This is a genomic window from Nitrosospira sp. Nsp2 (genome assembly GCF_003050965.1).
Lineage (GTDB): Bacteria > Pseudomonadota > Gammaproteobacteria > Burkholderiales > Nitrosomonadaceae > Nitrosospira.
The window spans coordinates 363,360-376,958 of sequence record NZ_QAOU01000002.1 but is presented as its reverse complement, the minus strand read 5'-3'; the positions used below and the strand labels follow the sequence as shown (position 1 = coordinate 376,958).

Genomic DNA, 13,599 nt, shown 5'->3' with positions numbered 1-13,599 from the left:
ATTGGGTAAACCCCTAAGCGATGCACGAATGAGCGTTCGTGGGAGGCTTATGATCACCAATGAGCGCGTCAGCCCGGGAGGCGTGCACGATGGATAGCCTGCATTGCCGTCTTTTCAACGCGGGAAGGGTACCTGGTGCTTTAGCCTCGTCTATAGAAAAGGCCACTGGCTCAGTGGCATGGTTTGCCAAGCCCGAGCATCTGACAGTTCGCTCTTTTCCATTCCTGAGCGACCGTGGTTCCACCCCTGCGACTACCGAGTTCCGATTTCGGCACATACGTCTACCTTGTGTTCCGATTTCTACCGGTGGGACGAATAGCTCCGATCCGCCACCTTTTCTACCCGCCTCTCAGATTGGTTCTCCACCGCCCGCGCAAACGGTCTCACCCGGCGCTGACAATAGGCTGAAGGTTGTTATTCTCACGCGGCAAGCCAAGGCGACCCGGTTCCAGACATCGGTCGCGCGGCTTAATTCAAGAATGTGGTAAGGCGCGCCCCCATCCCCGGTAATAGTCCATACGGTCTATTTTTTAGCGCTATCGCTATCGTTAGTGCTATACAGAACTAGGAAAGTCCGAATAAAAACGGCAAAAAACATCGGATAATAAAAGAGGGGGAGTCCTCATGATCAGCAAAAACGTCGCGACTGCTGTAACCAACGGGCAGACAGAAGAGCCCGCAAGCGTGGGAAAGGCGCTGCGGGAGCGGTTCAAGGAGATCACCGCTCTCTACGAAAGCCGCCGTCGGATGGGGCCCGAATTACCCCTGGACGATATTTGCCGGCAGATTTTTGACCATTTGATACCGGCAATGCACTTCCCGGTAATGGCGAGCGCCATGATCGAACTTGACGGCAGGTGTTTCACGTCAGGGAACTATCGCGACGGTAGTATGCACGAGCTGCAATCGAACATTGCAGTGCTCGACAGGCTGTGCGGGCACTTGCGCGTGTTTTATCCTGACAATACGTCATTCCTGCTGCCGGAAGAACAGGAGCTCGTCGACGCAATCGCCTGCGACCTTGAGAGATGGCTTAAGGAAATTGAGTGCCTGTATGAGATTCGACGCGGATCAGGTCTGGAATTGCCGTTGGAGGATGTCTGCCAGAAAATGTTGGAAAACCTGATACCGGTGCTGCAATTCCCAGAATCCGCTGCCGTCGTCATCGAACTCGAAGAAAGGCGATTTGCTGCCGCGAGGCAAAAGCAGGGGTTTACACACGAGCTACACTCGAAGATTAGTGCGGCCAACAAGTTAGGTGAGCAGGGAACGACGCACCAGCTGCGATCGAACATTACGGTGAATAATAGACTGTACGGGCATTTGGGCGTTCTCTATCCTGAAGATACGCCATTCCTGCTACCGGACGAGCAAAAACTCATCGACGCACTCGCGCGCGAGCTGGAACGATGGCTTAAGGAAGTTAACTGCCTTTATGAGATCCGCCGCGGTGCAGGGCTGCAATTGTCGCTGGACGATGTCTGCCAGGAAATTTTGAAGCACCTGATACCGGCTCTGGAATTCCCGGAATCGGCGACCGTTGTGATTGAACTCGACGACAGGCGATTTGCTACTCCGAGTCACGAGCAGGGTCTTACGCACGAGCTACACGCGAAGATTAATGCGGATAACACATCACCTGGGCAGTTACGCCTATTCTATCCCCTGGACAAGCCCTTCCTGATGCCGGAGGAACAAAGACTAATAGACGCCCTTGCCGCTGAATTGGGGAAATGGCTCGAGGCCAAAAAAATCAATGAAACGTTGCGCAAGCGCCTGGAGGAAATTACCTGCCTCTACGAGATACGCCGGACCTTGGGGCGAGAATCATCGCTCGATAACGCCTGCCACCATATCGTCAGGCACCTGGTTGCGGCAATGCGATTCCCGGAAATGGCTATCGCCATGATCGAACTCGACGACAGGCGCTACAGCTCGGAGAATCAAGCCCATGTTCTTACGCACGAACTGCGATCGAACATTACAGCGAACAAGAGGCTGTGCGGGCAGTTGCGGGTGTTCTACCCTGAAGACAACCCCTTCCTGTTACCGGAAGAGCAGAGATTAATCGACGCCGTCGCCCGCGACCTGGAGCGATGGCTGGAGGGCAAGCGCCAGGAACAAACCCTGGTTTCCATTGCGGAACAATATCAGCATACGATCGGGCGGGAATTACACGATAATCTTGGGCAGGAGATTGCAGCGCTCGGTTACCAGGCCGAGGCCCTGGAACAAGACATGTCGACTTCCGGTAACGCGAAGGCCGCGAAAATTGCTGCGTCCATCGCCAGGCAAGCGCAGGGCGCGGTCGGGCGATGCAAGGAACTGGCCCAAGGCCTGCTTCCATTTGAATTGGAAACCCATGGCTTGGTGAAATCGCTGCAAGCACTCTCAAACAGGGTTGCTGACGCCTATAAGATCAGCTGTGAATTCATCCAGGCGAATGATGTTGCCATCAACGATAACGAGATTGCGCTTAATTTTTATCGGACTGCACAGGAAGCAGTCAGCAATGCGATACGTCATGGGGGTGCGCATCATATCGTCATTTCGCTGGGCTCCGGCAGCGGAATGCTCTACCTGTCGATATGCGACGATGGCAGCGGGATTTCCAATATTGATACCGAGCATGGCTCCAGCACGGGAGTGGGAATTAAAATCATGCATTACCGTGCCCGCCAGTTGGGTGCTGCCCTGAGATTCCTGTCCCGCCCCGAAGGGGGCACCGAAGTGCGGTTAGAGATGCGAATGGTTCAGGAAACATAAGCATGGAAACGTCGAAAGCGCGAGTAATGCTGGTCGACGATCACGCCATGTTTCGGCATGGCATGGAGATGCTTATCAATCGCGAGCCCGATATTGAGGTGTTTGCCGAGGCTGGTGATGCCGAGGAAGCGCTGGCCATCCTCAAGGCGGGCCATCAGCCTGATATTATTTTGATGGACGTGTCTCTAAAAACCCATTCCGGATTCGAGCTAATAAAGAAGGTGCATAGCGTAATGCCTGAAATGCCCGTGCTGGTGGTGTCCATGCACGACGGGGCAGTGTATGCCGAACGAGCTTTGCGGGTCGGAGCGAAAGGTTATGTGATGAAGCAGGAGCCGGGCAAGGTACTTGTGAATGCTATTCGCGAAGTATTGAAAGGAAACTTATATTTGAGCGAGCCGATACAGGACAGATTGTTGAAGCGCATCGCGAACGGAAATTCAAATTCCGAACCGCTGATCAGCACCCTGACCCCCACCGAGTTTGAGGTACTGCATCTGATTGGAGCCGGACATAGCAGCCAGCAAATTGCCGACCTGCTTAATCGCAGCATTAAAACAATTGAAACGCATCGTTACAACATGCGTATCAAACTGAATTTGAAAGATGCGGCTGATTTGGTACGGTATGCGGCTCTCTGGGTCTCGGAAGGGCAATAGCATCGTGCCCCGAATGTTTGAATTCTTCATCCAACGTTGATCCTATGGATCACGTTCATGGATCAAGCAGTGCCGCCCATCCTGCGAGCCCATAATGTTCCCGGCAATAATGCGTATCAGGGCTGCTCTCCTGTTGCGATCTTTATGGCGCCCCGGCTATTAGGGGGGTCTCTTTTGTAGTCCCACTGCAAAGCGTTATTTCGTGTTTCTTCGCGATCTGGTCGCAACGGTTTCTATCCGGCATTTGTGCTCCGGTCCACCAAGGCTTTCGCCCCAAATTTTTTGCGGTCGATTTCGCCGCGCGTCCTTATACCGAGGGGACGCAATAGCGGGAGCGGCGGGCACCAGCCTCGCAGGGCGTGCCGCAGCAGGAACGCAAGAACTCCTACCGATAGCGTAAACCATCTCTTATCAACGGTGAGGCCCCGCACGAGTCTCGTTAACGCCGCGCATCCTGCGCTTGGACCCGCCAGCGCAATGGGCAGCTGTAATAAAACAAAAAATCTATTTCATCCTGGCGTCTGTTCTTTATATTCACCAGGAGCGGATCGGGGTGGCCGCCGTTGGATTGGATAATTTCCATTATATATAATTAGAAAATAGTAACTTGAGATACATTTATAATGTATCTAGTAAACGTGGAACATCATAATTTGAGATGTTATATGCATTTTGGGAAGACAAAGCGAATCTTGTTATGACAACATGCTTTACGCGAAATGCGAGCTATGGACAGATGCATAACCAGGGGATTGTGGCTAAGGTTGGGGTGGAGCTTTGGCGTGGCCGGCTGGCTATTGCCGGGACGGCCCAAGGCATATCAAAATCCGCTACGGTGGCCGGCCAGGAAGTCCGGCTTCTTATGCGGCTACTATTACGGGTTCCCGGACCACTGATCGGCGGTTGCGCGGCGGCAATGCGCTATCTGTATCAACAGAGAGACGGAATACCGTGCCAGCGCAAATGCGGGATTGGAATCAGTGCCCGGATTCACCCTGGGCATGTCCATGCTGGTGAGCGCCATGCCCCCCTGTTCCGTGCCCGGATCCCATGTCTACCTCTGCGTTAGCTTCTCTTACAATCTCCCTGTATGCCTCCGACGTCATCCCAGGCAACTTGTTGATGAAGGCAACGATGCTCCACAGAGTGATGTCGTCGTGGGTGCGCCCCCATGCGGGCATGCCGGTCATCTTGATGCCGTGCTTGATGACCCAGAAAGCGTTTGCCGGATCGATGCGCGTTCGGGACAGGTCGGGTGGCTCGGGATAAAGACCGCGCCTTATCTCCGAATTGCCGAGGCCGGGGGCAAGATGGCAGCCCGCGCACATTGCGTCATACTGACCCGCTCCCTTGAGGGTCAAGCCGGGATCCTCCAGATCGGGAATCACGATATCTCGCGTGCGGCGTTCGATAGAACGATCGCGCAGCGACGTTATGATCTTTGTCGTGGCAAACCAGTGAGGCTGGTCGGCGGCAATGTTGTAGTGACCGGAATAGATATATGCGCCCAGGCCCAGCAGGGCAACCCCGGCGAGCACGCCTGTCATGCTCAGCCATCGCTTGAAACGGTCCCTGGTACCCATGTCCATCCGGTGCTCTCTAGAGTGGATTCCGCGGGCCAGAAGGCCTGCGCCAGTGAAACTGGTGCTGCCTCCGACGAGAGTGCGGGCGGTCGTGAAGATACGGTAGGTGGGGGAGAACGTCCCGCTTGATTTTTATTTGCATTGCTGACCCTTGCGAACCCGGATAGCAGGTCTCATGCTCACCGGGCTCATGGCGGCCCATAGCAGTTTTGGTTGCCTGTTGATTCATCTTAGCCCAGGCGGTGGCATTTGGCGGGGTTTGAGCCATTTCATGTCGATTTTTGGCCCGGTTTTTCCGACGGTGCCGAGCCCGACCTGTTCCCGTGTCCTGTTATCGCACCACCCTGTCCTCCTCCGCCCCATGGTCATGTTTCTTTGCCCGGCTGGCGCAGCGAAAGTTCCTTGGCAAGTGCATACACTGCGGGAAAAACGATCAGCGTCAGTATGGTGGCGGAAACCATGCCTCCCACCATGGGCGCAGCAATGCGGCGCATCACCTCGGAGCCCGTGCCGCTGCTGAACATGACCGGAAACAGCCCGACCACGCTGCCGACAATGGTCATCATTACCGGGCGTATGCGATGCACCGCGCCCTCGACGATGGCGTCATAAAGATCGGCGACGGTAATTTTTTCGCCTGCGGCCTTTCGCTCTGCGGCAATGCGCGCGAACGCCCGATCCAGGAAGGCGAGCATCACCATCCCGGACTCGGCGGCGACCCCGGCAAGGCCGATGAAGCCCACCGCCGCGGCGATACTCAAGTTGTAGTCGAGCAGATACATCAGCCATATGCCGCCCACCGCGGAGAAAGGGACCGAAAGCATCACGATGAGCGTTTCCGTGAGCCGACTGAAATTCAGATATACGAGCAGAAATACGGCCAGGATCGTGAGCGGCACCACCAGCTTCAGTTTCTCGATCGCGCGTTCCATGTACTCGAACTGGCCGCTCCAGGTTGCGTAATAACCGGGTTGAAACTGAACCTTTTCGCGTACCGCGCGTTGCGCATCGGCGACGTAACTGCCGATGTCGCGGCCGTGGATGTCGACGAAAATGTAAGCTGACAGCAGCGCGTTTTCGGTGCGGATACTGGGGGGGCCTTTGATAAGCCTGACGCTTGCCAGCTGGCCGAGGGGGATCATGGTTTCGCCCATCGCCGGCACGAGCACCTGGGTGGCAATCGCCTGGGGATCGCTGCGCAGCTCGCGCGGGTAGCGCACGGTGACGGCGAAACGTTCGCGTCCTTCCACTGTGGTGGTGACTCTGTCGCCGCCAAGGGCTATCGAAATCGCGTCGAGAAGATCGCCGACTGCCAGCCCATAGCGCGCCAAAGCGATGCGGTCGGGTTCGATATCGAGGTAATAGCCGCCCGTGGTGCGCTCCGCGTATACGCTGGTGGTGCCGGGAACCGTTTTTACAACGGACTCGATCTGCCGCGCCAGCATTTCGATTTCGCCCAGGTCCTTGCCGAACACCTTGATGCCAAGGGGCGTACGTATGCCGGTGGCGAGCATATCGGTCCGGTTTTTGATCGGCATGGTCCAGGCATTGCTGACGCCCGGCATCTGGAGCGCCTGATCCATTTCAGTCACGAGTTTATCGATGGTCATGCCCGAGCGCCATTCCGCCGGCGGTTTGAGGTTGATGATGGTCTCGGTCATCTCCAGGGGCGCGGGGTCCGTGGCGGTATTTGCGCGCCCCGCCTTCCCGAATACTGACGCCACTTCGGGGAAGCTTTTGATTATCTTGTCCTGGGTCTGGAGGATTTCGCCCGCCTTCGTAACTGAGATACCGGGCAGCGTCACGGGCATGAAAAGCAGGGTCCCCTCATTCAGCGCAGGCATGAACTCCGTGCCAAGCTTGAGCGCCGGGTAGACCGTAACCCCAGCCACTGCGATGGCCGCGAGGATAATGGCGGTTTTCCACCGCATCACCCATGCGATCACAGGACGATAAACCAGGATCAGAACGCGGCCGAGCGGGTTATCCTGCTCGCGAGGAATACGGCCGCGGATCAGAAGCAAGATCAGGGCCGGAACCAGGGTAATGGACAGGATCGCGGCACCGGCCATGGCAAAAGTCTTGGTGTAGGCCAGGGGCTGGAACATTCGCCCTTCCTGCGCTTCCAGCGTAAACACGGGCAGGAACGATGCCGTGATGATCAGCAGGCTGAAGAATAATGAGGGCCCCACCTCCCTGCAGGCCGCGATAACGGCGTCTGAACGGGAGGCGCCGTCCGAGCCGGGATCGAGACGCGCAAGATGCTTGTGCGCATTCTCCACCATGACGATGGCGGCGTCGGTCATCTCCGCGATCGCAAGGGCGATCCCGGCCAGGCTCATGATATTCGAATTGATGCCGAGGAAGCCCATGGCGATAAAGGCAATCAGCACGCCGATCGGGAGCATGATGATCGCTACCAGCGCGCTGCGCACATGCATGAGGAAGACCACGCACACAATCGCTACGATTGCGATCTGCTCGACAAATACTTCATGCAAGGTGGCGATGGCGCGGTGGATCAGATCCGAACGGTCGTAGACAGGCTGCACCGACACGTCTTCCGGCAGGCCGGATGCAATTTCACTGATCTTGTTTTCGACGTTGCGGGTGACGTCCAGCGCGTTCTCGCCGTGCCGCGCGACTACGATGCCGCCCACGACCTCTCCCTCGCCGTCGAGCTCGGCAATGCCCCGCCGCTCTTCTGGCACCAGTTCGACGCGGGCAATATCGCGCAACAGCACCGGGGTGCCCTTTTCCGCCTTGACCACTAGTTTTTCGAGGTCGCCGATACCACGCAAATAGCCCTTGCCGCGAACCACATACTCGGTTTCCGCCATCTCGATCACGCGCCCGCCCACATCGCGGTTGCTTGCGGCGATGACCTCGGTCACTTTCCTTAGCGGCACGCCGTAGGTTTGCAGCCGCCACGGGTCCACGGTAACCTGATAGCTTCTTACAAAACCTCCCACGCTCGCGACTTCCGATACCCCATGCGCTGCTGTCAGCTGATAGCGGAGGTACCAGTCCTGAATGGCGCGCAACTCGTCGAGGGCACGCTCCTTCGCGACCAGAACATATTGATAAACCCAGCCGACCCCCGTTGCATCCGGGCCGAGCGACGGCCTGACGTTATTCGGCAGCCGACTGGCAGCGAAGCTGAGATATTCCAGCACCCGCGAACGCGCCCAGTAGATATCCGTGCCGTCTTCGAAGATGACATACACGAAGGAGACGCCAAAATTGGATAACCCGCGCACCACCCGTGTTTTTGGCACGCTCAGCATGGCGGTGGCAAGCGGAAAGGTCACCTGATCCTCGACAACCTGGGGCGCCTGTCCCGGATACTCGGTGTAAATGATGACCTGCGTATCGGAAAGGTCGGGGATGGCGTCGATAGGCGTTCTCCATACGGAGTACGCTCCCGCGGCCACGAGCACAAACGCCGCGATCATCACCAGGAACACGTGGCGCACCGACCATTCAATGATATTGCCTATCATCTCAGTGTTTCCGCAGGTTGAGCCCGCGCTGCTGGTCCCGCTCCGGCTGCTTCCGCCCCGCGGGTGCCTTGGCGTCGTCGGATGCGCCGATGCGAACGATCAGATACTCCCCCGCTGATTCTTCGATGATCTCGAAGGCAATCTTCTGGCCGGGTTTCAAGGTGCGAAGCTGTGCCGGGTCCACCCGAAAATCCATTACCATCTCGGGCCACCCGAGGCTGGCAATGGGGCCGTGCGCCAGCGTTACGATGGCATGGGCAAAGTCGACTGCCTCGACAATGCCTTCGCCGCGATGGATTTCGGGTTGGGCGGAGGCGCGAGCCGAGCCGGGAACGCTTCGCCGCTCGTCGGGTGCTGAGCCATGGGCGCCATGCCCCCCCTGGCCGCCGTGCCCAAAACCGCCCAGCGCGGCCTTGAGATTGCTTTCGGCATCGATGAGGAAGTTTGCTTTGACCACCACCCTTTCCCCCTCCTTCAGCCCGCCCAGCACTTCAGCATACCCATCGGCATGGGGACCAAGCTTCACTGTTCGCGGCTCGAACCTGCCGTCACCAAGATCAACCAGCACGACCTGACGTGTCCCGCTGTGCAGCACGGCCGAATCGGGCACGGCGAGGACTTTTTCTTTCGGCCCCTGGGAAACGATCTCCACCCTTCCGTACATGTCCGGCTTAAGCAGCCTTTGCCCATTAGGGAGTTCGATCCGCACCTTCGCGGTGCGCGTCGCCGGATTCACGGTCGGATAGATATAGGTCACCTTGCCGTTGAACAGTTGGTCGGGGTACGCGTCGACGCGTATGGTGGCGGTCTGGCCCTTGCGCACCAGGGCAAGATCCTGCTCGAAAACATCCGCGAGCATCCAGACACTGGAGAGATCGGCGATCTGGTACAGGATTTCTCCAGGCATGAAGCGTTGCCCCTGGATCGCTCTCTTTTCCAGCACGATGCCGCCCGCCGGTGACCGCAATGTCAGGTTCTGGCTGACCCGGCCCTCCTGCCGGACCGCCTTCAGATCGTTCTCCGATATGTCCCAGTTGCGCAGTCTCTGCAAGGCGCTCTCGCCCAGCCGCTGCATGCCCTCGATAGCATCCAGCCCCCCATTCTCGACGTGTTGCGTTCCTTTCTTCGCAATAAGGTATTCATGCTGCGCCGTCACCAGCTCCGGGCTGTACACATCCATCAGCGCATCGCCTTTCTTTACCGCTTGACCCGTGGTGTTGACGTAGAGCCGCTGAATCCAGCCCTCGAATTTTGGCGCGACCGTGTACAGGCTGCGCTCGTCCGGCTGTACCGTGGACACCGCCCTCACGGTGCGGGTGAGTTCACGCAACGTGACTGCTTCAGTTTTAACCCCTAGCTTTTGGATTTTTTCCAGACTGATCTTTACCTCGTCATTACCGGAAGCCGGTTGTTCACCTGCATAGACCGGGATATAGTCCATGCCCATCGGATCTTTCTTCGGCACCGGAGAAATGTCCGGCAGGCCCATGGGGTTGCGGTAGTAAAGAATTTTTCTCTCCGGCGCCGAGACCTCCGGTGGAGTGTCCGTGGACGGCAGGGATCGGGTTTTACCCAACCAGAAGCCGGCGGCTAGTGCAATTGCCATCAGGGCAACAACGGCGGTTACTTTTACAATGGACTTCACGTGAGCTCCGCTATAGGCGTGCGATCTGGTTATTCGCTGTGGTTACCGGTCTGGTTGTTCGTATGGTTATTCGGCGCCTTGCCGGTGAGCAGGTCAATTTCCGCCAGCGTCTTGTTGTAGCTGGCCATGGCCTGCACCAGGCTGATCTCGTAGTTGAATACCGTCATCTGGCTATCAAGCAAAGTGAGGAAATCGACCCGATTGACGCGGTAGGCTGCGAGCGCTGATTCAACCGTCAACCGGGCTTGCGGCAGGATCGCATCCTGGTACAGCCGGGCCGATTTCATGGTCTGCTCCGCAGCCGCCACCTGCTGCCGTAATTGGGCACCCACCTCGTTGCGTTGCGCCTGGTAAATGCTCAGGGCCTGATCGCGCGTGGCAAGCGACTCCAGTTCGCGAGGCTCGAGCTTATTGCCGCGCCAGACGGGCAGATTAATCGCCACGGTAAGGCTCACCATGTCCGGTCGCCGGCTGCCGTCGAGCATGTTGTCGCGCTGGCCGTAGGACATGCGCACGTCCAGGTCGGGGTAATAGTTCTTGCGTGCCAATTCCAGTGCCTTGTCATTGCGCGCCACCAGGCTTTGCAGCGCCAGCAGCCGTGGGCGCTGTGCAAGGGCCGCCGCTCGCAAGGACTCAACATGCAAGGACTGGTCGTTGAAGTCATTCAGCAACGGGGGCTCGGGTACAGGCGCAGCCATGTTGGCGCTGCGACCCAGCGCCCGGATAAGCTCTGCCTCGATCGTCGTCCGTTCGCGTGCGAGCCTGAGCAGCTCATCCGTCATCCGGGATACCTGGGTCTGCGCTTTCAGCACGTCCGTCTGGTTTCCGCGGCCGACCGAATAATGATCTTCCGCAATATGGAGAAACTCATCCAGGATCGATTTATTTTTCTCGACCAACCGGGTGAGCTCAAGCGTCAAGCCCAGATCGAAATAGGCTATTTTGATTTCACGCGTGACGCGGTTTACCGTCTCCGCATAGCCGTGTTCGACGGCTTCCGCATCCTTGGCCGCGACATCCTTGCGCAAACCGCGTTTTCCGGGAAAGGGCAGGCGCTGCGACAGACCGATCATTTTCATGGTCATGTCCTCTCGGTTGAAGGTCGACGAGGCCAGCGGCGCATTGATCACCCCCGCTTCGAGCACCGGGTCATCGAGCGCTTCAGCCGGCGATATCCTCTGCCGCGCCGCTTCGCGCTCCCGCAGTGCAGCCTGAACCTCCGGACTGTTCTCCAGGGCCTCGGCGATCAGGGCACGCAGGCCAGGAAAGTCATTACTATTTGCTGTTGCAGAAGCGCCCGAGGGTATTTGTGGCACGGCGCGCGTGGGCGCTGCCGTGCCAGTCCAACTGGAAATTTCGCCGTGGGCTTGCGACTGAAGCAAGGCAAGGGTTAGTGCTGCCGCGATGATTTGCTTGTGGATCACTGCGAATCCTCCTGTCCATGGGTGTCCTGCCGGTTGGCGTTTACTTCCGCCATTTCACGATGACGTAGTCCGAACCGGATTTTTCCAGGAAGAATTCCACTGCGTCGCCTTTCTTCACCTGGTCTGCCAACGCGCTTTCCTTCAAGCGAAATGACATTGTCATTCTCGGCCAATTTAAAGCGGGGATGGGATCGTGGTTCATTTTTACCGTGGCATTAGCCCGGTCGATGGTCAGCACTACTCCTCTGCCAGGAATGAGACCTGTAGCGGCAGTGGCGGCCGTGCTTGCGGCCGCGGCAGAACCAGCAGCCAGGGTGAGGGCATCTTTCCCGGATCCTGATGTGAGCTTCTGCTTCTGTAAAAACCGATCTCCGGATAATTCGGTTTGGTACTGTGGCGAAATATTGACAGGCGTGGGATCAACTGGAGCCGGATAGGTGATTTGTCCGCCAAATGCCAAGGCGGGCACCCATGCGAGCGCCAGCGCCAGTTGCCGTGCAACAGAAAATTGAATTGTCATTCCAGCCTCCTGAATGGGAACCACGCGAAAACGGATGAGCGATAGCCAGCCCGATGCGCTTTTGCGACCCGATGTGCTTACCGGGAACAAGGCAAGACGGTGGGACGCGCGGCTAATGCCACGTAACGACGGCGGTTTTGCCGTTGTTACGGACGGATTTGTGGCGTCGAGTGATTAAGCTAGAGGGGGACGTTGCAACTGCTCAAGAACGAGCAAGGTGAAGCGGGAATTGAATAATACGGCGTAGGAGGCGCCGTCGCCGGGCAGCGTGGTAGAAGCAGCAGAGGGAATCGGGGCGGTGCAACTTGCCTGGCAGGGCGTACCATCGCATTTTGGTATGGGCGTGCTCTCGCCAATACCCTGTGCCGATTCGTGGGCGTCGTCGTTGGTACTGGCAGTCTGCTCGGGGTCGGGAATCTCCTGGGTATCAGGTGCGGCATTCATGGCTCCCGCGCATGGCAACATGCCGGGAATGGCGGGTACGCTAGCCCCTGGAGCTTCGGGGGTATTAGTGGTAGTGGGCGTATCAAGGCGGCCGATGCTCATCTCCTTGTCTTTCAGGCAAAGAGACATGGTCGCAGCCATGGCCCCTTGCAGGGGGAGCCATAACATGATTAAAACCAGTACGAGTTTTCGCCAGGGGGCAATCATGCTTTCCAGTATAGATGACCTTCCCGGTTAGTCAAGCATGGTAGCCTGCGAAATCATACCAGACGCAATCAGTGTGACGAAGAGCTGAGCATGGGATCACAAGAATATTTGCGATGGGTACAACCGTCACGATAATGCGTGCCCAAGCGTATCCAATATGCCGGCCTCAAGCGCCAGTGTCCGTCTGCTTACGCGAGAATATTGAGACCTGGGGATTGCCCTTTGGGATTTCGACTGCTAGGCGATTCGCCCAACGGGACTTACGAGGTGGGGGCGCTCGGCGATGTTCTCACGCGATGTTGAGGGGGATACCGCGCGCCTTAAAGCGCCTGATCTCTTCGTTGCGGCCGCGATCGTCCAGCGAGCGGAACAGCGACTGATCGTATTCCCGGTTGACCAATTGTGAAATGACAATAAAAGCCAGATCGCATATGCGGCCGCGAACGTCGCGTTCGATGTATTCCGGCATATTGTCCGGCAGTGGCCGGGTATCGTCCAGCAGCTTGTCAAGATCGGATTTAACCGCGGAAAGGGTTTCGCGCACCGTCCACGCCTCTTCGGCGGCAAGCAATGCCCACAGGATTTCGAGGCCCTCCTTGCGGGCGTTGAGTCCTGCCGTGCCCAATTTGGCGAGCAGATGCGAAACGGCATCCGCTTCGAACAGACATAGAATTCGCCGTGCATTGTACGCCTCCAGCGTCTGGCTCTGTTCCAGCGGATCGACCAGTTCTGCCGCGTTTGACGCATCGCTGAGGATAATCGCCCTAACAATCGGGGATTCTGTCACATCCTGTGTTTTCGGCGTGCGCAGGACTTGCGCGAGCATTTGCGGGGGGATGGCCATTTCT

Annotated in this window: 10 protein-coding genes; 3 read left to right on the top strand and 7 right to left on the bottom strand. The window is 57.5% G+C overall.

Annotation, left to right across the window (positions count from 1 at the left end):
- The first annotated feature begins 624 nt into the window (after positions 1 to 624).
- On the top strand, positions 625 to 2,766 hold the full coding sequence (locus tag C8R31_RS05895) for a sensor histidine kinase (RefSeq protein WP_258192577.1): 2,142 nt from the start codon (positions 625 to 627) through the stop codon (positions 2,764 to 2,766).
- Between the two features lie 2 nt (positions 2,767 to 2,768).
- Positions 2,769 to 3,425, top strand: a complete 657-nt coding sequence (locus C8R31_RS05890; RefSeq protein ID WP_107693125.1) for a response regulator transcription factor — start codon at positions 2,769 to 2,771, stop codon at positions 3,423 to 3,425.
- Positions 3,426 to 4,402: 977 nt separating this feature from the next.
- Here the strand turns inward: C8R31_RS05890 and C8R31_RS05885 are convergent.
- From C8R31_RS05885 to C8R31_RS05865, 5 genes are all read right to left on the bottom strand, one after another.
- A complete protein-coding gene (locus C8R31_RS05885; RefSeq protein WP_258192576.1) occupies positions 4,403 to 5,008 on the bottom strand; it encodes a cytochrome c in 606 nt (201 codons plus the stop codon).
- A 365-nt stretch (positions 5,009 to 5,373) separates the two neighbouring features.
- Positions 5,374 to 8,511, bottom strand: a complete 3,138-nt coding sequence (locus tag C8R31_RS05880; protein ID WP_107693124.1) for an efflux RND transporter permease subunit — start codon at positions 8,509 to 8,511, stop codon at positions 5,374 to 5,376.
- Between the two features lies 1 nt (position 8,512).
- Entirely contained in the window at positions 8,513 to 10,156 is a 1,644-nt protein-coding gene (locus C8R31_RS05875; RefSeq protein ID WP_107693123.1) for an efflux RND transporter periplasmic adaptor subunit, read from the bottom strand.
- A 29-nt stretch (positions 10,157 to 10,185) separates the two neighbouring features.
- A complete protein-coding gene (locus C8R31_RS05870) occupies positions 10,186 to 11,580 on the bottom strand; it encodes a TolC family protein (RefSeq protein WP_258192575.1) in 1,395 nt (464 codons plus the stop codon).
- Positions 11,581 to 11,620: 40 nt separating this feature from the next.
- Entirely contained in the window at positions 11,621 to 12,100 is a 480-nt protein-coding gene (locus C8R31_RS05865; protein WP_107693122.1) for a copper-binding protein, read from the bottom strand.
- Positions 12,101 to 12,134: 34 nt separating this feature from the next.
- Between C8R31_RS05865 and C8R31_RS16005 the strand changes: the two genes are divergently transcribed.
- Positions 12,135 to 12,278, top strand: coding sequence for a hypothetical protein (locus C8R31_RS16005; RefSeq protein WP_181320458.1), 144 nt, complete (start codon positions 12,135 to 12,137; stop codon positions 12,276 to 12,278).
- Here C8R31_RS16005 and C8R31_RS05860 read toward each other — a convergent pair.
- Both C8R31_RS05860 and C8R31_RS05855 read right to left on the bottom strand, forming a co-directional pair.
- The gene (locus C8R31_RS05860) at positions 12,275 to 12,751 is read right to left on the bottom strand and encodes a hypothetical protein (RefSeq protein ID WP_107693121.1); all 477 of its coding nucleotides are present in this window, start codon (positions 12,749 to 12,751) and stop codon (positions 12,275 to 12,277) included. The two genes, C8R31_RS16005 and C8R31_RS05860, sit on opposite strands and share 4 nt — an antisense overlap.
- 289 nt (positions 12,752 to 13,040) lie before the next feature.
- A complete protein-coding gene (locus tag C8R31_RS05855; protein WP_107693120.1) occupies positions 13,041 to 13,595 on the bottom strand; it encodes a hypothetical protein in 555 nt (184 codons plus the stop codon).
- Positions 13,596 to 13,599: the final 4 nt, after the last annotated feature.

Bases quoted from the DNA above. Each gene is read 5' to 3' on its own strand.
- C8R31_RS05895 (WP_258192577.1), top strand. From the start codon at position 625: ATGATCAGCAAAAACGTCGCGACTGCTGTAACCAACGGGCAGACAGAA.
- C8R31_RS05890 (WP_107693125.1), top strand. From the start codon at position 2,769: ATGGAAACGTCGAAAGCGCGAGTAATGCTGGTCGACGATCACGCCATG.
- C8R31_RS05885 (WP_258192576.1), bottom strand. From the start codon at position 5,008: ATGGGTACCAGGGACCGTTTCAAGCGATGGCTGAGCATGACAGGCGTG.
- C8R31_RS05880 (WP_107693124.1), bottom strand. From the start codon at position 8,511: ATGATAGGCAATATCATTGAATGGTCGGTGCGCCACGTGTTCCTGGTG.
- C8R31_RS05865 (WP_107693122.1), bottom strand. From the start codon at position 12,100: ATGACAATTCAATTTTCTGTTGCACGGCAACTGGCGCTGGCGCTCGCA.
- C8R31_RS16005 (WP_181320458.1), top strand. From the start codon at position 12,135: ATGAGCGATAGCCAGCCCGATGCGCTTTTGCGACCCGATGTGCTTACC.
- C8R31_RS05860 (WP_107693121.1), bottom strand. From the start codon at position 12,751: ATGATTGCCCCCTGGCGAAAACTCGTACTGGTTTTAATCATGTTATGG.
- C8R31_RS05855 (WP_107693120.1), bottom strand. From the start codon at position 13,595: ATGGCCATCCCCCCGCAAATGCTCGCGCAAGTCCTGCGCACGCCGAAA.